At 65.5% G+C, this 20,058-nt stretch carries 16 protein-coding genes; 5 read left to right on the top strand and 11 right to left on the bottom strand.

Annotated elements, in window-relative coordinates; genetic code table 11:
- The first annotated feature begins 568 nt into the window (after positions 1–568).
- Positions 569–1,972, top strand: coding sequence for a sensor histidine kinase (locus WJ35_RS26670; protein ID WP_059463032.1), 1,404 nt, complete (start codon positions 569–571; stop codon positions 1,970–1,972).
- Between the two features lie 57 nt (positions 1,973–2,029).
- Here WJ35_RS26670 and WJ35_RS26675 read toward each other — a convergent pair whose 3' ends face one another.
- Positions 2,030–2,527, bottom strand: a complete 498-nt coding sequence (locus tag WJ35_RS26675; protein WP_011882645.1) for an acyl-CoA thioesterase — start codon at positions 2,525–2,527, stop codon at positions 2,030–2,032.
- 224 nt (positions 2,528–2,751) lie between these two features.
- Here WJ35_RS26675 and WJ35_RS26680 point away from each other — a divergent pair, with 224 nt between their 5' ends.
- A complete protein-coding gene (locus WJ35_RS26680; RefSeq protein WP_011882646.1) occupies positions 2,752–3,738 on the top strand; it encodes a response regulator in 987 nt (328 codons plus the stop codon).
- A 352-nt stretch (positions 3,739–4,090) separates the two neighbouring features.
- Here WJ35_RS26680 and WJ35_RS26685 read toward each other — a convergent pair whose 3' ends face one another.
- Genes WJ35_RS26685 through WJ35_RS26715 form a run of 7 tightly spaced genes read right to left on the bottom strand, consistent with a single transcriptional unit; the run spans position 4,091 to position 11,882 of the window.
- The gene (locus WJ35_RS26685; protein WP_011882647.1) at positions 4,091–4,957 is read right to left on the bottom strand and encodes an alpha/beta fold hydrolase; all 867 of its coding nucleotides are present in this window, start codon (positions 4,955–4,957) and stop codon (positions 4,091–4,093) included.
- A gap of 14 nt (positions 4,958–4,971) precedes the next feature.
- Positions 4,972–6,225: a 3-(3-hydroxy-phenyl)propionate transporter MhpT gene (mhpT, locus tag WJ35_RS26690; protein WP_059562552.1), complete on the bottom strand. Its 1,254-nt coding sequence runs from the start codon at positions 6,223–6,225 to the stop codon at positions 4,972–4,974.
- 58 nt (positions 6,226–6,283) lie between these two features.
- Positions 6,284–7,306 (bottom strand): 4-hydroxy-2-oxovalerate aldolase, encoded by a 1,023-nt coding sequence (gene dmpG / locus WJ35_RS26695; RefSeq protein WP_311732205.1) that lies wholly within the window; start codon positions 7,304–7,306, stop codon positions 6,284–6,286.
- Positions 7,307–7,321: 15 nt separating this feature from the next.
- Positions 7,322–8,269: an acetaldehyde dehydrogenase (acetylating) gene (locus WJ35_RS26700; RefSeq protein WP_069240388.1), complete on the bottom strand. Its 948-nt coding sequence runs from the start codon at positions 8,267–8,269 to the stop codon at positions 7,322–7,324.
- Positions 8,270–8,286: 17 nt separating this feature from the next.
- On the bottom strand, positions 8,287–9,075 hold the full coding sequence (gene mhpD, locus WJ35_RS26705; RefSeq protein WP_011882651.1) for a 2-keto-4-pentenoate hydratase: 789 nt from the start codon (positions 9,073–9,075) through the stop codon (positions 8,287–8,289).
- A gap of 4 nt (positions 9,076–9,079) precedes the next feature.
- Positions 9,080–10,033, bottom strand: coding sequence for a 3-carboxyethylcatechol 2,3-dioxygenase (locus tag WJ35_RS26710; protein WP_069240389.1), 954 nt, complete (start codon positions 10,031–10,033; stop codon positions 9,080–9,082).
- A gap of 1 nt (position 10,034) precedes the next feature.
- Positions 10,035–11,882 carry a bifunctional 3-(3-hydroxy-phenyl)propionate/3-hydroxycinnamic acid hydroxylase gene (locus WJ35_RS26715; protein WP_069240390.1) on the bottom strand — a complete coding sequence of 616 codons (1,848 nt, stop codon included), beginning with the start codon at positions 11,880–11,882 and terminating at the stop codon, positions 10,035–10,037.
- A 164-nt stretch (positions 11,883–12,046) separates the two neighbouring features.
- On the opposite strand from WJ35_RS26715, the gene WJ35_RS26720 reads away from it, so the two are divergent.
- On the top strand, positions 12,047–12,859 hold the full coding sequence (locus tag WJ35_RS26720) for a DNA-binding transcriptional regulator (RefSeq protein WP_069240391.1): 813 nt from the start codon (positions 12,047–12,049) through the stop codon (positions 12,857–12,859).
- 279 nt (positions 12,860–13,138) lie between these two features.
- On the opposite strand, the gene WJ35_RS26725 is transcribed toward WJ35_RS26720, so the two are convergent.
- A complete protein-coding gene (locus WJ35_RS26725) occupies positions 13,139–14,377 on the bottom strand; it encodes an SfnB family sulfur acquisition oxidoreductase (protein ID WP_011882655.1) in 1,239 nt (412 codons plus the stop codon).
- Between the two features lie 287 nt (positions 14,378–14,664).
- Between WJ35_RS26725 and WJ35_RS26730 the strand changes: the two genes are divergently transcribed.
- Both WJ35_RS26730 and WJ35_RS26735 read left to right on the top strand, forming a co-directional pair.
- Positions 14,665–15,924, top strand: a complete 1,260-nt coding sequence (locus WJ35_RS26730; protein WP_069240392.1) for an acyl-CoA dehydrogenase family protein — start codon at positions 14,665–14,667, stop codon at positions 15,922–15,924.
- The gene (locus WJ35_RS26735; protein ID WP_011882657.1) at positions 15,921–17,321 is read left to right on the top strand and encodes an LLM class flavin-dependent oxidoreductase; all 1,401 of its coding nucleotides are present in this window, start codon (positions 15,921–15,923) and stop codon (positions 17,319–17,321) included. The genes WJ35_RS26730 and WJ35_RS26735 overlap by 4 nt, the downstream gene beginning before the upstream one ends.
- 114 nt (positions 17,322–17,435) lie before the next feature.
- Here WJ35_RS26735 and WJ35_RS26740 read toward each other — a convergent pair whose 3' ends face one another.
- A complete protein-coding gene (locus tag WJ35_RS26740; protein WP_034194530.1) occupies positions 17,436–18,863 on the bottom strand; it encodes an MFS transporter in 1,428 nt (475 codons plus the stop codon).
- Positions 18,864–19,192: 329 nt separating this feature from the next.
- Positions 19,193–20,053, bottom strand: a complete 861-nt coding sequence (locus WJ35_RS26745; RefSeq protein ID WP_069240393.1) for an HpcH/HpaI aldolase/citrate lyase family protein — start codon at positions 20,051–20,053, stop codon at positions 19,193–19,195.
- Positions 20,054–20,058: the final 5 nt, after the last annotated feature.

Raw genomic sequence — 20,058 nt, forward strand, 5'->3', positions numbered from 1 at the left:
ACGACGGCGTCCCCTTTTGCCCGGTTTCGACAATGCAATTCAACCCTCGGATGCCGGGACTCCATCTGCCGACCGGTTCACACCCGTCGGCGCTTTTTCTTAAACGGGCGGCGGCAAGTGCCAACGCCCGCACGGAAAAGTAAAAACATGACGCAATCGAAAACCAAAGCGAAATGCTCGCGCTCGAGTATCTGAAGCTGACCGTCACGACCGTGATTCATCCTCTGGTATCGTTGATGACCTCCAAGGCAGAATACCGTCGATATTCTCGAGGCTGGGGCGTACCGCGGCCTTCCGTGCCGCAATCCGTCTGTTTGCGTCGCAACGGAATGCCGGAGGCGGCGCGATCGAAGCAGGCAAGCCATGCGATCGTTGAACGAGTCCGCCGCTGGCACGGGCGTTATGCGGTAGTGACACTTGGCGGGCGTCACATGAGACGGTGTATTCAACGTACGCGCCCACGTCGCAGCGCCGGAATGGCCCGCCAGCTATCGGAATCGACGACGAAACTTCAACCCTGCACTAAGCAGTCCGCTGTAGGCAACCCTGTGAAACGGAACCGAGTTGCATGTATTCGATCTTGCCGGCGTTTGTGTCCGCCCTCTTTCTCGGATTTGGTGTCTATGTATGGCTGACCGAGGGCGTGACCCGACGATCGACGCCCTTCGTGCTGATGTGCATGACCACCTTCGTCTGGCAGGGGACGTGGGCCTTTCTGTTTCAGACCAGCCAGCCGGACGTTGCCCGCGTGCTGGCCAAGGTCGGCTATCTGTTCATCATGTTCCTGCCGACGACGTTCTATCACTTTGTAACGGCAACCGTTGCCCGGCGAAACGAACGCCCGCTGCTGCTGGCGTCATATGCCATCAGCGCGGTGCTGGCGGTACTGCTGCTCACCGGCAACGAGGTCGTCGACGGCGTTCGTCAATTTGCTTTCGGAGATTATCCCCGCGCCGGGCGTCTGCATCCCGTGCACGTCGTGCAAACGATCGTCCTCGCCGGTCGCAGCGGCTGGCTCCTGGTCACCGCGCGCCGTCGGGCGGCTCGCGGCCGGGACGAGCGCAAGCTCCTCGATCTCTGCCTGCTGAGCCTCGGGCTGTATTCGCTCGCGGCCATCGACTACGCCGTGAATTACGGCTACCCGTTTTATCCGCCGGGCGTCGTCTTCATCGCGCTCAGCCTCGGCATCCTCGCTGTGACGATCGTTCGCTATCGGCTGATGCGGCCGTTCCTGGTCGCGGCGACGGTAGCGCATGAAGTGACCACCCCGCTTGCGACGATCGGCATGTATGTGGCAGAAATCGACCGAGCGCTGCCGGCCCTGCTACGTGGATATCAGCTCGCCGTGACGCATCGGCTCGTGGATGGCGATTTGGACACCGAGCAGCTCGAGCGACTTCCGGCGCTGCCCGCTGCGATACGCCACCAGGTCGACAGCACGCATGCGATGGTCAAAATGTCGCTGGCGATGTTTACGCTGGACAGCGTCGATCGCCAAAGCTTCTCGACTCATTCGATCGGGCGCTGCATCGACGTTGCGCTCGATTGCTATCCTTTTTCCGCCGGGGAACGCGAGCGTGTCGACGTCGCGCCGATCGACCCGCGGCTGCAGTACTTCGGGTCCGATTCGCTGATGCTTTTCGTCGTGTTCAACCTGCTGAAAAACGCGCTGCACGCAACGACGGGCGGCACAACGGGCAGGATCGAGATCCTCGCCGAGCGAGACGACGGTTCTTGCGTGCTCCAGATTCGAGATACCGGTACCGGCATCGACGCCAATGTTCTGCCTCACATCTTCGATCCGTTCTATTCCACGAAGTCGCACGGCCGCGGCGCTGGCCTTGGGCTGGCGTATTGCCGTCGAGTCTGCGAGATGTTCGGCGGTCAGATTTCGTGCGAGTCGGTGCCGGGCGTCATGACGACCTTCACGATTCGCTTGCCTGAGGCCGGGTCACCTGCGTCGCGCAGGTGACCGGCGTGCCGATACGGCGCCCGCCCGGCACTGGCGCGCCGGGCGGGACGACACAGCTTAGCTTTCGAGCGACGGCAGGTTCAGTTCATATTCCTTGACCCGCTCGATGATGCCGGCCGGGAAGCGGCGGATCCGCTTGTCGGTTCCCGCGAAGAGGATCTGCTGGTATCCCAGCGAAACCGTGCGTTCGTCGACGCAGAAGCGGAACACCAGATAGGCCGAGCACTGCCGCACCTGCAGCGTATTGAGGTAGCAATCGACGCGCTGAAACGGGAACGTCTCCTGGACGTACTCCTGGTGCGCACGTTTCGTGACGAACGTGCCGCCGGAAGCCAGCAGATTGTTGTGAATGCACTCGTGGAACCAGCGCTCACGACATACGCCCTGCCACTCGAAATAGCGTGCGAAATACGTGTTCATGAATGCATTGGAATCTTTCAGATAAATGTCGATCACGTGATGGAACGTCTTGTGAGGCGCAGCCGTGTTTAATTCCGACGACAGCAGCTCCGGGTTATTGAGCAGGATTTGAGGGATTGCGTTTCGCGTCAACATGGATTTTTTTCCAGAAGAACGACTGCAAGCGGCAGCAACGCACGCCTTCGGCATGAGGGCGTGTCCCATTTTGGATTTGCCCTATTTTTGTTGGTCGTACCCGGACAAAATGGGCTGCAGTTGCCGGTCGCCTTTGAGATGTCCGATAATCTGACGCTGGTGCGCGGCGCCATATCCCGATGCGGGATGGCTCGCTCGTTTAATTCACGTTTCTCGGATCAGCTATGCGTCGCTTTGTCAGGCAGCCGGTGTTCTATCCCGTGTCCACGGTATTTGTCGACGATCATCCGGGCTTCCTCGACGCGCTACGTGGAACCTATCGGAACGGGCCTCTGAACCGCTTTTTCAGCTCACCGCGCGAAGCATTGAACTTCCTGACATCGCAACACCGTCGCGGCACGCCCGAGCGGCTATCGGGATCGCAATTTTCCGATTTTGAAAAGCGCAGCTTCAATGCCTTGGGGCTCGATGCGCTGACCGACGTGACGCGATTCGACGAAGTGGCCGCCGTCGTTGCCGACTACGAGATGGACGAAATGAACGGCGTCGAGGTTTTCGCGGCCTTGGCCGACATGCCGTGTACGAAGATCTTGCTGACGGGCGTGGCGACGGAGCGGGAAGCCGTTGAGGCGTTCAACGCCGGCGTCATCGACCTGTACGTGAAGAAGTCCGCGCCGGACATGACGGAGAAGCTGACCCGCGCGCTGACGGAGGCGAAGGCACGCCACTGTGCCGAGCGAGGAATGATCAGCGCCAACGACGTCGGATCCACGTACTGCGACGCGAGAGCGCTGGCGGTGATGCAGACCATCGTCGAGCGGGAACGGATCGTGGAATATTACTGGCGTCTCGATCAGAACGCCGTGCTGATGTTCGACGCCAGTGGTCAGCCGAGTGTTTTTCTCGTGTGGGACGCCGACGAATGGGCATTCCAGTGCGGCATCGTGGCAGATGAAGGCGACATTTCCCCACTGCGCCGGGAAATGGAAGCCCGTCGCATCATGCCGTTGTATTGGCCATTTCAGGCCTACCGCGCGGGCATGATGGGGGTTCCGTCAATCCGGCCGCTGCCCGTTCCCGGATGGGATGGCGCGTTCTACGGCTGGAGTCGACTCGAGTCTGCGGTGCTCGAGCCGAACATGTCGACGTACGCACGCTGGCGCAAGGCGCAGATGAACAGCGATCACCGCCCTGACTCTTTTGCGATTTAGTTTCAACGCGCCAGCCTGGCGTAAGCACGGCTGGTACTTTTAGACACCGGTTTTGAAGAAGCAATCGATCGAATCGCGCCGAATGCGCATCTTCATACGAACGACTACTCACGACACCGGCAATTTATTGGTGGCCCTCGGAATAGGGACGACGATTAAAACAAAATATTAATGGAATTGAAACTGACACTTTTGACAGGGTCGTTGCGATTCCTTGGCGGACAAAGGGGTTGTTCAGCTTCGCCGGCGGCGGATCATAAAGGCCGCCGTTGATTTCGGGGATGCGGCCATTTTCTTGGACTGATTTACGTCGTTAGGCCGAGCAACCGGCCGCCACCGATGCCACCCTTCGTTATCGGCGCAGGAACTCGAGCACCATCCGGTTGAAGCGCTCCGCGTGCTCCCATTGCGCCCAGTGCCCGCAGCGCCCGAACACGTGCAGATCGGCGTTCGGCATATTCCAGACGAGCCGCAGCCCGACATCCATCGGCACGAACCGGTCGTCGCGGCCCCAAATCACGAGCGCGGGCGCCTTGATCTCGCTCAGCCGGTGACCGTAATCCGGAAACTGCTTCGGATTGGCCGTCAGACTTTTCACGAAATTCTCCAGATGATCGCGCCGTCCGAGCATGTTCTCGAGCCGCGTCTGCATCAGCTCTTCCGTCATCGTGCTCGCATCGTAGACGAACACGTTGAGCATCTTCTTCAGGTTCTCGAGCGTCGGGTCGCGATACAGCGCTTGAAGCAGCTTGATGCCTTCGGTCGGCATCGGCACGAACTGGCTCGGACCGCCCGTGCCGCCGCCCATCAGCACCAGCTTGCCGACCCGCTCGGGATACGACAGCGCGAAGGCCACCGCGCTATGCCCGCCCATCGAGTTGCCGACGAGATGCGCGCGCCCGATGCCGAGCGTATCCAGCACGCCCGCCAGCACGCGCGCGTTGAGGTCGGAGCGCGAGCCCGTACAGACGATCGAATCGCTCTTGCCCCAGCCGGGGCAGTCGACGAGGATCACGCGATAACCCGCGTTCGCGAATGCGTCCACGTTGCGATGGAAGTTCGCCCAGCCGGTCGCGCCCGGCCCCGAGCCGTGCAGCAGAACGAGCGCTTCGTTGCCGGTGCCCGTGTCGTTGTAGTGCACGCGCAGTTCCGTGCCGTCTTCCACCACGTTCACGTACTTGCTGGTCGCGCTTTCGGTATGAATCACAGTGTCAGTCATGTCGATGTCCTTCGTCAGATCGATTCGGTTCCAAGGGTGTGCGAGCCGTTGACCGACTCGCGCGGAGATTTCGCGACTGCGGTGAGCGCACCGAGCGCCGCGATGACGATGAGCGGAATGCTCGAGATCACGAGCAGCGACGCGCTCTGGCCCAACGCCAGCAGTTGCCCGGCGATCAGCGGGCCGATCATCGAACCCATGCGGCCGACGGCCACCGCTGCGCCGACGCCCGTGCCCCGCACCCGCGTCGGATACGTCGCGCCGGCGAGCGCATACAGCACCGACTGCGTGCCGACGAGAAACAGGCCGGCCAGCAGGCCGCCCCATGCCATCGACACGCTCCCCGTCGCACCGGCGAGCGCCAGCAACGCAAGCGCGATGCCGGCATACATGCCGACCACGACCGGCCGCTTGCCGATGCGATCCGACAGCCCCGCGATCACGATCGCGCCGATGCCGCCGCCGATGTTGAACATCATCTGCACGACGCTCGCCTGGACCGGCGTGAGGCCGCGCGAGAGCACCATCGACGGCAGCCAGTTCATCAGGAAATACAGCACGATCAGCGTCCCCAGGTAGCTGATCCACAGGGCGATGGTCGTCCCCGCGCGTCCGTCGCTGAAGAGCGCGCGCACGATGCCGTCCTTCGACGCGCGGCTCGCACCCTGGCTCGCCGCGGCGAATTGCGTCGACTCCTTCAAGCACAGCGCCAGCAGCGGCAAGGTCAGCAGCGGCCCGATCCCGCCGACATAGAAGATCTGCCGCCAGCCCTCGGCGCCCGGGCTGACGATGCCGATCACGGCCGCGAGCGCCGCGCCGAAAGGCATGCCGCAGTACATTGCGCCGACCGCCGTGCTGCGCTGTCGGGGCGGCGCTGCCTCCGCGCACAACGCGATCAGGTTCGGCATCGCCGCGCCGAGGCCGAGGCCCGTGAGAAAGCGCGCGACGAGCAGGCTCTGCAGATCCCACACCTGGGTCGTTGCAATCGAAAATATCCCGAACAGCGCGACGGACATCATCAGCACGCGCTTGCGGCCGATGCGATCGGCGAGCCTGCCGCCAAGCGCCGCGCCCGGCAACAAGCCGAGCGCGCCGATACCGAATGCCCAGCCGAGTTGCGCCACCGCGAGATGAAACTCGCGTGCCATGCGCGGCGCAGCGATGCCCGTGGATTGCAGATCGAGCCCTTCGAGGAGCGCGACCGCGAGGCACAGGCCGATGGTGATGGCGCCGCCGACGCGCGGGGGGGAAGCCGTTGACGTGTTCATTGTTGTCTCCAGGTTGAACGATGCAGCGCTCTTCGTGGCGCCTGGCATATCGGATGGTTCAGGCGCGTGCTTCGCGCTTCTTCAGATCGAGCGCGACGTCGACGATCATGTCTTCCTGACCGCCCACCATGCGTCGCTTGCCCAGTTCGACGAGAATGTCGACGGCTTTCAGGCCGTATTTCTTCGCCGCGATTTCGGCATGCCGCAGAAAGCTCGAATACACCCCCGCATAGCCGAGCGCGAGCGTTTCGCGGTCGACCCGCACCGGCCGGTCCTGCAACGGGCGCACGATGTCGTCGGCCGCGTCGAGCAGCCGATAGAGATCGGTGCCGTGGTGCCAGCCAAGGCGCTCGGCCGCCGCGATGAACACTTCGAGCGGCGCGTTGCCCGCTCCCGCGCCCATGCCCGCCAGGCTCGCATCGATGCGATCGCAACCTTCCTCGACCGCCGCGATCGAGTTGGCGACGCCGAGGCTCAGGTTGTGATGGGCATGCATGCCCGTCTGGGTCTCCGGGCGAAGCGCTGCCTTGAGCGCCCGGAAGCGCGCGCGGATGTCGTGCATGTTCATCGCGCCGCCGGAATCCACCACGTACACGCAGGTCGCGCCATAGCTTTCCATCTTCTTCGCTTCGATCGCGAGATGGTCGGGCGTCGTCATGTGACTCATCATCAGGAAGCCGACGGTATCCATGCCGAGGCTGCGTGCGTATTCGATGTGCTGCTTCGAAATGTCCGCTTCCGTGCAATGGGTTGCGACACGGACGACACGCGCACCCGCGTCGTACGCGGCCTTCAGGTCATGAATCGTGCCGATGCCGGGCAACAGCAGCGTCGCGATTTGCGCGTGCTTCACCACCTCGGCTACCGCCTCGATCCATTCCAGATCGCTGTGCGCGCCAAAGCCATAGTTGAAGCTCGAACCCTGCAGGCCATCGCCGTGTGCGACCTCGATGCTGTCGACCTTCGCCTCGTCGAGCGCGCGGGCGATGTCCTGCACGTTCTGAATCGAATACTGATGACGGATCGCGTGCATGCCGTCGCGCAGCGTCACATCGGAAATGTAGAGTTTCTTGTCCATGATCGAGTGCTCCTTGCGTCAGGCGTTCACGAGCGACGCGGCCATGCGCTCGGCCGTTGCCAGCGCGGCGGACGTCATGATGTCGAGATTGCCGGCGTAGGCCGGCAGATAATGCGCCGCGCCTTCCACTTCGACGAAGATCGAAGTCTTGAGTCCGCTGAAACGGCCGAGTCCGGGGATATGCAACGGCGCAGCGGCGGGGATGTCGTCGAACTGCACGGACTGTTTCAGCCGATAGCCGGGCACATAGGCCTGGACCGCAGCGGCCATCTCGCTGACCGACGCTTCGATCAGCGCGCGGTCCGCCGCTTCGGACAGCAGATACACCGTGTCGCGCATCATGAGCGGCGGCTCGGCCGGATTGAGCACGATGATCGCCTTGCCCTTGCCGGCACCGCCGACCGCTTCGAGCGCCTTCGACGTCGTCTCCGTGAACTCGTCGATGTTGGCGCGCGTGCCCGGCCCTGCCGACTTGCTGCTGATCGACGCGACGATCTCCGCGTAATGCACCTTTGCGACGCGCGACACCGCGGCGACCATCGGGATCGTCGCCTGCCCGCCGCAGGTGACCATGTTCACGTTCGGCGCATCGAGATGCGCGTCGAGATTCACCACCGGCACGCAGTACGGGCCGATGGCAGCGGGCGTCAGGTCGATCATCCGAATGCCGGGCTTGAGCGCGCGCAGGAACGCGTCGTTCTTCACATGTGCGCCGGCCGACGTCGCATCGAACACGAAGTCGATCTCGTCGAACACGGGCAGGCGCGCGAGCCCTTCCACGCCTTCATGCGTCGTCGCCACGCCGAGCCTCGCGGCGCGCGCGAGGCCGTCCGAGGCCGGATCGATGCCGACCGTCGCGGCGATTTCGAGGTGCTTGCCGCTGCGCATGATCTTGATCATGAGGTCGGTGCCGATGTTGCCGGAGCCGATGATCGCGGCCTTGCACCGGGTGTTGTCTGTTGCCATGGGAATGTCTCCGTCCGTCATTCGGTGAAAGTGGCGCGCACGCTGCCGAGCCCGTCGATGTGCGCCGCATAGGTGCCGGCCGCCTTCACTGCGACCATCGGGCCAAGCGCGCCCGTCAGCACGACGTCGCCCGCACGCAGCGGCGTGCCGAGTCGGACCATCCGGTCCGCGAGCCACGCGGCCGCATTCAGCGGATTGCCGAGGCACGCAGCGCCGTTGCCGCGCGACAGGACTTCGCCGTCCTGCGCGAGCGTCATCGCGCACGCGGTCAGATCGATGTCGCGCAGCAGGACCGGCCGGCTGCCGAGCACGAACAGCGCGCTCGATGCGTTGTCCGCGACGGTGTCGAAAAAGCGGATGTCCCAGTCGCGGATGCGACTGTCGACGACCTCGATCGCGGCCACGGCATACGCGGTCGCGGAGATGAGGTCCGCGAACGTGTGTTTTTCTGCGGTCAGGTCGCGTTCGAGCACGAGCGCGATCTCCGCTTCGACCTTCGGCTGGATCAACGACGCAAGCGGCATCGGCTCGCCGTCGCCGTACGCCATCGACGCGAACAACGCACCGAAGTCCGGCTGATCGACGCCGAGCTGCTTCTGCACCGCAGGCGAAGTCAGGCCGATCTTCCTGCCGACGACACGCTCGCCGTTGGTCTTGCGCAAGTCGTTGTTGATCTGCTGGATCGCATAGGCGAGCGTCGCGTCGCCTCCCGGACACGTATCGCGCAGCGGTGCGATCGTCCGGCCCGACGCCTGTGCTTCACGCAGGCGCGCGGCCATCGAAGCAATGCTGTTGTCATCCGACATGGTTCTATCTCCTGGAAAGGGTCCGCTCTCGCGCGTGCATCGCGCCGAAACCCGCGATCCATTCGGGAATCGCGCGGTAGTAATCGATCGACGCCGCGTACGGGCCGCTCGCCGCAAGTGCGCCGAATGCGGCGACCCACGTGCGGATCTCGTGCGCGGACTTGCCCGCATCGCGCGTGATCGCTTCGTTCGTGAGGCCATCGGCGGCGGTGAGGTCACCGCGTTCGAGCAATTCGAGGAACCTGCGATCCCATGCGGGATTGAGCGGATGCAGGCGGCTGTCGCCCGCTGCGAACGCCCTGGCCGCCGCGACGGTGCTGGATTGCCGCGCATCGCGCGACGCGGGCGACGGGTTGCGGCCCGCGATCAACCGTTCCGCGACGACGTCGTCCGCGCCGGCGATTTCCGGCACGGGCGGCTCATGCGAGATGCCGCCCGAGCCGATCACCAACACGCGCCGGTTCATGCGCGCGACGGCACGGCCGATCGCGTCGCCCAGCAGGCGCGCGCGGCGGCACGACGCCATCGGCGGCGCAACCGAGTTGATGAAGACGGGTACCACCGGAAAGCGGTCGATGCGGCCCGTGAGTACCTCGAGCGCCTGGGCGCAGCCGTGATCGACCTGCATCCGATACGACACGGCGACGTCGATATCGCTCGCGAGCGCCGCATCGGCGAGCGCGAGCGCCGCATCGCGCGCGACGGGCAACGGGCCGGCCGCGCTGCCGAAATCGCCGACGGCCGTCGCGCTTGCGCCGATGCAGAACTGCGGCATCACGTCGTAAAAGAAGCCGTTGTAGTGATCCGGCGCGAACACGATCACCAGCTCCGGATCGAACGCGTCGACCCGCTCGCGCGCCGCGCGCTGCACGCGCTCGACTTCCGAGACGACTGCCGGCGCGGGATCGAAATAGCCGTGCAGCGGCGTGTGCGACATGCATTCGAGATGGATCGGCATCTCAGGCTCCCACCAGGCCTGCGGCCGGCGCGAACGTCGCGTCGTCGGCCTGCGCGCCCGTTGCCACGGAAAGCGACAGCCGTTGGGCGAGCTGCGACACGCATTCCGATACGCATTGCGGCGAGCACATGCCTGCCACGAAGCGGTCCGGCCGCAACAGCACGACCGACTCCGGCACCCGCGCGAACCAGTCGCGCAGGCGCGAGTCGACATCGCCGATCGCGATCACGTCTGCGGGTACGTCGTCGCGGAAGCCGAGCTGCGGGTCGGGCTTCGCGAGCACGAAGCATCCGCCGAGCGCGCTCCAGATGCGGCGCGCCTCGGGCGTCAGGCCGAAGGTCGGGTCCGTGCCCCAGCTCAGGATCGCGAAGCGGTTGCCGATCGCATCGTCGAGCCGGACGATGCTGCCATCCGCGACACGCACGCGCGGCTGGATGAACATGCGGCCCACTGGCGTCCCCGCCTGCGCATCGCGGCCGTGCACGATCCGTCCGAGCAACGATTCACGCTTCTCGCTCATCAGACCGACCAGCCTCCCGAACGCGCCGTGCCCCCGGCTGGCGATCAGCCGCGCGAGCATGCCTTCGGACCGCGCGCGTCGTGCCAGCAGCACGACGCCGTCTTCATAGCGCGGCATCGGCTTGAAACGCATCTCGACGAAGTAGCGCTTCAGGGACGGCAGCACGTCGAAGCAGCGCACGAACGCGTCGCGCACGCGCGTTCCGACGAAGCTCGTCGGCGCGAAGATGTCGCCGGCCACTTCCGACAGGTGGATCATCGAGCGCGCGTGGGCGCGCCGCTCCATCGTGTAGGTATCGAGCAGCGCGTCGCGCGCCGCGCCCTTCACGACCATCGCGAGCTTCCAGCCGAGATTGCTCGCGTCGCGAATCCCGCTGTTGTAACCCTGCCCCTGCCACACGGGCATGATGTGGGCGGCGTCGCCCGCGAGCAGGATGCGCTTCACGCGGAACACGCTCGCGAGCCGCGCGTTGTGCGTATAGACCCGCTGGCGGATGTAGTCGACCTTGTCAGGATCGTCGACCACCCCGCGCACCAGCGCCGCCATGTTCTCCGGCTTCGACAGCTCCTCCTCCGTCTCGCCCGGCATCACCATGAATTCGAAGCGCCGGATGCCGTGCGGCAGCGCCGCCGACACGTAGGGCCGCCGCGCGTCGCAATGCAGATAGACATGCGGAGAGCCGATCGGATCGTTGCGCACGTCGATCACGATCCATTGATTCGGCTTCGTGCGCCCTTCGAACGGCACGTCGAGCGTGCGGCGCACGAAGCTGTTGCCGCCGTCCGCGCCGACCATGTATGCGGCGCGGATCGTCGTGCGCACGCCGTGCGCATCGGTCGCGTCGATGGTCACGCCGCTTTCGTCCTGCGCGAAGCGGTCGACGTTGTGGCCGAGCAGCGTCGACACATGGTCGAAACGCTCGAGACCGCGGTACAGGATCTGATCGGCGAGCGGCTGGATGAAGGCGTTGCGGCGCGGCCAGCCGAACTCGTCGGTGCGCGGCTCGATCGACGCGAAGCACTTCCCATTCAGCGTGAAACGCATCCAGTGATTCGGCGTGGTGTGCGGCAGCAGCGCCTCTGCGAGGCCGACCGACTGGAATACGCGCAGTGCTTCGTCGTCGAGCCCGATGGCGCGCGGATAGTCGATGATCTGCGTGAGCTTCTCGACAACGACGACGCGCACGCCCTGCAGGCCGAGGATGTTCGCGATCATCAGGCCGACCGGGCCAGCACCGATGATCGCGACATCGGCGTCGATCGAGCGATGTGTCGTTTCGTGAGGATGAGCGCGGCCGAGGCCGGCCGCCGGTTCAAAAGCGGGGCGCATGCTTGTCTCCTGACTGGGCTTGTTCGTTGTGCTGAATCGACGCAGCGCGTGGCTGTCGCTCGTTCAGCTTATGGACGCAGTTTAGGGATGGCTGAAAACCCCCTCAACAAAATCTCAGGAATGTGCATAGAATGCACATGATTGATTTAAATGGGATTTTTTCCATGACAACCTACACAAACGTGCGCGGCCTGGCGCGCGGCCTGCAGGTGCTGCGGGCGCTGAACGCGATGGAAGACGGCCATGCAACGAGTCAGCAACTCGCCGATCTGACCGGCCTGCATCGCACCACGGTGCGCCGTCTGCTCGAGACGCTGATGGAAGAAGGTTTCGTGCGCCGCAGCACATCGGACGACAGCTTCCGCCTGACGCTCGCGGTGCGTTCGTTGAGCGAAGGATTCACCGATACCGAGCGCATCGCGACCGTGGCGCCGCCGATCATGGGTCAGTTGCTGCAGCGCGTGGCATGGCCATCCGATCTGACCACGCCCGATGGCGACGCGATGATCATCCGCGAGACGACGCATCGCTTCAGCCGGCTGTCGTTTCATCGCGCGATGGTCGGGCGGCGCCTGCCGATGTTGCTGACGGCTGCGGGCCGCGCCTACTTCGCAATGTGCCCCGACGAGGAGCGCGAGGACATTCTGGAGCTGCTGCGCTCCGGTGTGGGCGGTGACGAGCAACAGGCGTTCGCGAGAAACGATGCGCTCGTGCGCAAGCTGATCCGGCGTGTGCGCGACGACGGCTTCGGATCGAACCACGGTGACTGGACCGCGCAGGCGAAGATCGGTGCGGTGGCGGTCGCGATCAGCGCGGACGAGCGCGTGATCGCGAGTCTCAACGTCATCTTCCTGTCACGCGCGGTGCGGCTCGAAGACGCCGTGCGCCGCTATGTGCCGGAGCTGCAAAAGGCGGCACTGGATATCGCCGATGCGTTGAAGCAGGAGTCGGAAGCGCGTCCCCGCGCATCGACGTAGGATTCCGCAACGGCCGAATGTCCATCTCACCGTCGCGTCGGCACGCGACGGGGCGAATCCGCACGCAACAGCGGACGTTCATCGATGCGGGCCATCGCGACGATGCAACTGCGTGAGAACATTACTCGTCTTCTCGAGCATTCATGATCGGCGCGCGTATTCCGAACCGACGGCCGTGATTCTCGTCGTCGATGCACTCGGGTTCGAGCTCGACGGTACCGCGCGGCCGATCGCCAACGCGACGATCGATCGGGCCGCGATCGGCGGCCCACGAGCGGCTCAGTTCCACGCATGGCGTGCCGGACGCACGCCGTTCAGGTAGTAGTTGCCGACGAGGTGATATTTCCAGCGCACCGGATCGTGCAGCGTATGCGTGCGCGCGTTGCGCCAATGCCGGTCGAGATTGTGCTCGGCGAGCGTCGACTGCGTGCCGGCCAGCTCGAACAGCTTCTCTCCCGCGAGCAGCGCCACCTCGGTCGTCAGCACCTTCGCCTCGCCGACCGCGACCGATGCGCGCGCGACGTCGTCTTCGGTCACGTCGCCGCGCGCCGTGATCTCGTCGAGCGTGCGTGCCGCGCGTTCGAGCAATGCCTCGGCCGCATGCAGCTGGATGTGCAGATGGCCGATCTCGCGAATCGTCAGCGGATCGTCGACTGCACGATCGACGCCGCTGTCGACCCACGGGCGCGTGCGGGTCCGCACGAACGCCAGCGTATCGTCGATGGCCGCCTTCGCGATGCCCGCGTCGATCGCGGCCTGGATGATCTGCGACAGCGGGCCGTTGAGCGTCGGCACGTCCGACACGCGCTGCGCGGGCAGCACGTGCGACGCCGGAACGCGCACCGCATCGAGCACGACCGTGCCGCTCGCGGTCGTGCGTTGCCCGAATCCCGACCAGTCGTCGATCACGGCCAGCCCCGGCGTCGGTTGCGGCACGTACGCGAGCCATGCCTGGCGTGCGTCGTCGAGACCGAGCACCGGTACGTAATGCGCGAACAGCGCACCGGTCGAGTAGAACTTCGTGCCGTCGACGACGTAGTCGTCGCCGTCGCGGCGCACGCGCGTCTTCAGGTCGAGCACGTGCTTCGTGCCCTTCTCCGAGAACCCGTTGCCGAAGCGCTTGCCGCTCAGTATCTCCGCGAAGAAATGGCGCTTCTGCGCGTCGGTGCCGGTGAGCGCGATCACGTCGACCAGCCCGAAATGATTCTGCGGCAGCTGCCCGAGCGACGGATCGGCCGCCGCGACGATCTTGACGACCTCGGTCAGCGTGACATGCGACACGCCTGCGCCGCCGTATGCCTTCGGCACCGTGATCGCCCACAGCCCCGACTGCGAGAACCATTCGATTTCGTCGCGCGGCAGACGGCGCGTGCGATCGCGCTCGGCGGCATCTTCCGCGAGCCGCTTCGCCAGCGCGTGCGCGGCTGCGATCGCCTGCGCATCGTCGGCGATCACGCGGGCCGCGGGTGGTTGCACATCGGCTGGCTGCTCCTGAATCGTCGCGCTCGTGTCTGACATCGGGTTCTCCTGTCGAATGGCGAAAGCACTCAATCTAGCAGCGCAGCGCGGGCCGGAAAAACGAGCGATTCTCGGAACGATATTCCTCCGGATAACAAACGACCCGATCGACGCCGGCGACACGCGCTTCGGCGCCGCAATCGACGCGCCGGCGTCGCCGCATCGCGGTGCACCTGCGGTAATACCCAGCGACGATAACGATCTGCGAATCCGTTATTGGAACGCGCATGTCGCGCTTCCTATACTGGCCTCCCGGCGCAATCGGCCCGCTCTTCGAGGAACACCGCATGACTTCGTTGCACGCTGCCCCCGACCTATCCACCGGTACCGACTACGACGCACTCGCGAGCCGGTTCAGGCCGATCTTCGAGCGCATCGCCACGGGCACCGCCGAACGCGAACGCCGCCGCGAGTTGCCGCACGAGGCGATCGGCTGGTTGAAGGCCGCAGGCTTCGGCGCGGTGCGGCTGCCGGCCAGCGCCGGCGGCGCCGGCGCCTCGCTGCCGCAGCTGTTCCGGCTGCTGACCGAACTAGCCGCCGCCGATTCCAATCTGCCGCAGGCATTGCGCGGGCATTTCGCGTTCGTCGAGGACTGGCTGAACGCCCCGTCCGGGCCGCAGCGCACGACCTGGTTCGATCGCTTCGCAAGCGGCCAGCTGGTCGGCAACGCATGGTCGGAGGCCGGCGACGTGCCGCTCGGCCAGACCGTCACGAAGGTGTCGGAGCGCAACGGCCGGCTCGTGCTGAACGGCCGGAAGTTCTACAGCACGGGCAGCCTGTTCGCCGACTGGATCGACGTGTTCGCGCAGCGCGCGCACGACGGCAGCGACGTGATCGTCGCGGTCGCGACCGCGCAGCCCGGCGTGATCCGCGAGGACGACTGGGACGGCTTCGGCCAGACCACGACCGGCAGCGGCACCACGCGCTTCGAGGATGCGACCGTCGACGCCGACCACGTGATCGACTTCGCGCGCCGCTTCAAGTACCAGACCGCGTTCTACCAGTTGTTCCACGTCGCGACGCTGGCCGGCATCGGCCACGCGATCGTACGCGACGCCGGCGAGCTCGTGCGCAACCGGACGCGCGTGTACAGCCACGGCAACGCACCGCGCGCGGGCGACGACGTGCAGCTGCAGCAGGTGATCGGCGAGATCGCGTCGTGGGCGTATGCGGCCGACGCGCTCGCGCTGCGCGCCGCGCAGCCGCTGCAACAGGCCTATGAAGCGCGCTTCGGCGACGACGAAGCGACCGAGCACGCGGCGAACGTCGCGGCCGAGATCGAATCCGCGCAGAGCCAGCTCGTCGTGTCCGAACTCGTGCTGCGCGCGGCGACGCGCCGGTTCGACGCGCTCGGCGCGTCCGCGACGCGCACCACGACCGCACTCGACCGCCACTGGCGCAACGCGCGCACGGTGTCGTCGCACAATCCGCTCGTCTACAAGGCGCGGATCGTCGGCGACTGGGTCATCAACGGCCGCACGCCGCCGTTCGTCTGGCGCGTCGGCAACGGTGCGGGCACCGGCGTGGAAGCGGGAGGCGCACGATGAGCAAGACGATCCGTTTCAACGCGTTCGAGATGAACTGCGTCGGCCACCAGTCGCCGGGCCTGTGGGCGCATCCGCGCGACCGCTCGTGGCAGTACAAGGACCTCGACTACTGGACCGACCTCGCCCGCGTGCTCGAGCGCGGGATCTTCGACGCGATCTTCATCGCGGACGTGATCGGCTATTACGACGTCTACCAGGGCAGCAACTATCACGCGCTGCATCAGGCCGCGCAGATCCCGGTCAACGATCCGCTGCAGCTCGCCGCGCCGATCGCGATGGCGACCGAGCATCTCGGGATCGGCATTACCGCGTCGACGACGTTCGAGCACCCGTACACGTTCGCGCGCCGCCTGTCGACGGCCGACCATCACACGAAGGGCCGGCTCGCGTGGAACATCGTCACGTCGTACCTGGAGAGCGGCGCGAAGAACGTCGGCGACCAGGGCCTGCGCACGCACGACGACCGCTACGCGGTCGCGGCCGAATACGTCGAGGTGCTGTACAAGCTGTTCGAGGGCAGCTGGGAGGATGGCGCGGTGGTGCGCGATCGCGACGGCCGCGTGTTCACGCATCCCGAGAAAGTGCACGAGATCGGCCACAAGGGCCGCTTCTTCGACGTGCCCGGCTACCACCTGTGCGAACCGTCGCCGCAGCGCACGCCGGTGCTGTTCCAGGCCGGCGCGTCCGGCCCCGGCAAGGCGTTCGCCGCGCAGCACGCGGAATGCGTGTTCGTCGCCGCGCCCACCCGCGAGCAGCTCGCACGCTACGTGGCCGACGTGCGTGCGCAGGCTGCCGCGGCAGGCCGCGATCCGGCCAAGGTGCTGATTTACAACCTCGTCACGGTGATCGTCGACGAAACCGACGAAAAGGCGCAGGCCAAGTTCGACGAGTACCGCCGCTACGTGTCGTACGATGGCTCGCTGGTGTTCATGTCGGGCTGGACCGGCATCGACTTCGGCCAGTACGCGCCGACCGATCCCGTGCGGCGCGTCGAAACGAATGCCATCGTGTCGGCCGTCGAGCACCTGGCGGGCGGCGACACCGCGTGGACGATCGAGGCGCTGGCCACGTGGGGCGGTATCGGCGGAATGGGGCCGGTGTTCGTCGGCTCCGCCGCGACCGTCGCGGACATCCTGCAGGAATGGGTCGCGGCGACCGACGTCGACGGCTTCAATCTCGCGTATGCGGTTGCGCACGAAACCTTCGAGGATGTCGTGCGTCATCTCGTGCCCGAGTTGCAGCGCCGCGGCGTGTATCCGACCGCGTATGCGCCGGGCACGCTGCGCGAAAAGCTGTTCGGCGGCGCGGCGCGGCTGCCCGACGAGCATCCCGCCGCGCAGTTTCGCAATATCGAGCAGGTCAAGCGCGAAGCCGAGCGCGAGGCGGTCGGCGCGTAGCGGGATGTCGAGGCCGGTCTGCCCGCGTGCGGGCCGACCGGCTGCAATACCAACGGCTTCGTGCGGTTCGACGAAGCCGTTGGCGCTTTTCGGGGCGGTCGATGCCCCGCGCGTTCACGCGACGCTTTCGTCGTCGATGTCGTGCGCCGTCGGTTCGTACCGCACGATCAGCAGGAACGCGATCGGCGTGACCGCGCTGACCGCGACGACCCAGAACATGTCGGTGCCGAGACGCGCCTGCAGGATCGGCAGCACGAACAGCGCGAGCGCCTGGCCGATGCCGCACAGCGAGCGTCCGAAGCCGACGCCGGTGCCGCGGATCGCGGCCGGATACGACAGCGTCGGATAGATCATCATCTGCGCACCGGGGCCGAATCCTTCGGCGAACAGCCAGGTCCCGAGCATCAGCAGCACGACGCCCACCGCGATCGCGCCGTGCGGATGCCCGGCGAGCGCCAGCGCGACCAGCGCGATCGTCTGCAGCGCGAAGCCCGCGATCGCGACGTGGCGCGACGGATAGCGATACGCGAGGCGCATGCCCAGCAAGCCGCCGGTGAACGCGAACAGCACGTTCAGCGCGAGCGAGGCCGCGATCGTTTCGAACACGCCCGCGCCGAGAAACTGCGACAGGATCGACGGCAGGAAGAACGCGATCGCCGTGTACTCGAACGGAATGCACAGGTTCATCGCGCTGGCGACGATCGTGCGGCCGAGATACGGGCGCTGGAACAGCACGCGGATCCGCACGGGCGGCGGACTCGGCTCGCGCCGCGCATCGTCGGCCTCATGCGCGTGAATGCCGTACGACTCGCGCAGGATGCGCGCGGCATCGGCCAGGTCGCCCTGGTTCGCGGCCCACAGCGGCGATTCGTTCATGAACCGGTTGCGGAACAGGATGATGACGAGCGCCGGCACCGCCCCGAAGATCAGCGATGCGCGCCACAGCCATCCCGCATGCTCGGCCGGCAACAGGAAATACAGGCCGAAGATCAGCAGGAAGCAGACCGACGACGCGACGTACCACATCGGGCACCACGCCGCGAGCCGCGACGCCTTGTTGCCGCGCCCGTTGAACTTCGAGAATTCCGCGAGAAACGCCATCGCGACGGGCAGGTCGATGCCGACGCCGAGCCCCATCACGAAGCGGGCCGCGATCAGCACCCAGACGTTCGGCGCGAGGCCGGCCGCGATCGCCGCGACCACGAAGAACAGCATGTCGGCCATGAACACCTGATAGCGGCCGATCCGGTCGGTCAGCCAGCCGCCGATCAGGCTGCCGAAGATCGTGCCGATCATGATCGCCGAACCGACGAGCCCGGTCAGCGCGGGCGTCAGCCCGAATTCGCGCGCGACGTCGTCGATGCCGTAGGACAGCGTCGTGAGGTCGTACGCGTCGAGAAACACGCCGCCGAGCGCCAGCAGCACGATCATCCGCGCATGGCTGACCGAACTGTCCACGGTATTGATCAGGCGCGCGACGTCGCTGGCCGAGCGGATGGGAGCGGAAACCGGTGTGGCAGGGCTTAGATCGATCGAACTCATCGCATTCCTTGGGGTTTGGCGGAATGCACGCCGAGGCCGGCGTGGAGCCGGAGCCCAGGCTGGTGCATTCGCGATCGGCAGGATTTCGACGGAACGCGGGCGCGTCGACAGGCTGACGTGATTGCGTTCCGGCAGCGGGCATTCTGTTCCGCCGATCCCGGTATCCCAAGCGATATAAAGCGATAAATTAATCGGGCTGCGTCATAACGTTGGCCGGCTGGCGCGCTCGGCAGGAGCGCTTGTCGACGATCTTCGTCAGCGCCGCGTCGATGTCCTGACGGTCTAGCCGACCGACGCCCCACTCCGTCCGGAAACCTCGATCCCCTCCTCTATCGTTCAACGTGGAATTCCTGGGAATGCGCAGGCATTTCAGGAAGAAGATCGCATGCGCTGGCCGAACTGCTTACGATGTCGTTCGCTTTGGCAATGACAGGAGCGTCCACCATTTTTCCATCGACGCTAATGGCCGAGCCGTCGCTTTCCTGAACGGCAGCAAGGACTCGTCGCGCCCACGCGAGCTCTTCCGGGCAAGGGCGCAGAGCCGCGTGTACATGCTCGATCTGTTTTGGGTGGATGCACAGCTTGCCCCTGAAACCGAGATTGCGGGCTCGAACCGTGTCGCTGCGGATCCGCTGAGCGTCATCGATTGCAGCAGTGACTCCGTCCACCGGGGCCGCGATGCCGGCAATCCGTGACGCGATGGTCAGTTGTGAGCGGAAATACACGAGTTCATCGCCGTCACCTTGAATACCGGTGTCGACCTGAAAGTCCAAGGTGCCAAACAAGAGGCGCGCGACTTTCGGCGCCTTCGCCAGCGAGCGGAGGTCGTCAAATGCAACCGCGGTCTCGATGAGCGGCAGCAACACCGCTTCATCGGAGATCTCGTTCGCGAGGTTCGAGAGCAGGTCGGCTCGCTCGGCCTTGGGGACCACGATGCCCTGCAGGCTCGGGCAGGTCCGAAGGGCCGCTATATCGTCCTGGTACCACGCGGTACCGACCGCGTTCGCTCGGACGTACGCTCGCCCGCCTTTTCCAAGCCACGACACGACGGCGTCACGAGCCTGCGCTTTCGCGGTGGATGGCACGGCGTCTTCAAGGTCGAGGATGACTGCGTCTGCGCCCGCAGCGCACGCCTTGTCGAATCGTTCCGGTCGATTGCCGGGAACGAACAAATAGGATCTCGGATACATAAGAT

This window comes from Burkholderia ubonensis, assembly GCF_001718695.1.
Taxonomy (GTDB): domain Bacteria; phylum Pseudomonadota; class Gammaproteobacteria; order Burkholderiales; family Burkholderiaceae; genus Burkholderia; species Burkholderia ubonensis_B.